Source organism: Phaeobacter sp. SYSU ZJ3003 (assembly GCF_041300735.1).
Taxonomy (GTDB): Bacteria; Pseudomonadota; Alphaproteobacteria; order Rhodobacterales; family Rhodobacteraceae; genus Phycobacter; species Phycobacter gallaeciensis_A.
Genome location: NZ_PXNU01000171.1, coordinates 1 through 585 on the forward strand (window position 1 = coordinate 1; position 585 = coordinate 585).

At 46.2% G+C, this 585-nt stretch carries 1 protein-coding gene; it reads left to right on the plus strand.

Going from position 1 to position 585, the window contains the following annotated elements:
• The coding region (locus tag C6W91_RS21275; protein ID WP_370571630.1) for a P-loop ATPase, Sll1717 family at window positions 1–582 on the plus strand (582 nt) is incomplete at its 5' end.
• Window positions 583–585: the final 3 nt, after the last annotated feature.

Sequence of the window (585 nt, forward strand, 5' to 3'; positions counted from 1 at the left end):
AAACACCGACCCTTCACATGCCCGGAGCGCGCCGCCAGGGAATTTCCACAGCATTCGCGACACGACCACACGATCATTCACTGCTTATTCGAAGCATGCAAAGGCCTACGAAAGATTCGAAACCTCAAAGTAGTGGTGTCCATTCGGAATGACGTATATGAAAAAATGAACATGGAATACCCACCTTCGCAAGGGCAGCTCGAGAAAAATGAGGACTATATTGTTCGCATTAAGTGGACTCGGGAACAACTTTGGGAACTAGTCGAGAAGCGGATCGGCCATCTATATCGATGGAAGTACACCAAGGACAACGTACACTTTGTAGACCTTTTTAAGACTAGCTACGACAACAAGAAACGCAGCTGGGTTTACATTGTAGAACGTTCTTTGATGCGTCCACGCGACGTAATCAAGTATGTCAACTTTTGCTTTAGCACCGCAGAAGGAAAGTCAGAAATTAGCAAGACTGATTTCAGAAATGCAGAAAAGGTATATTCGGATGATCGATTGGAGGCTCTGATCTCCCAACTTCGACACTTCGCGATGGATTTGAGCCCGGTTTGGCGATGCGGACTTCAATGAAAT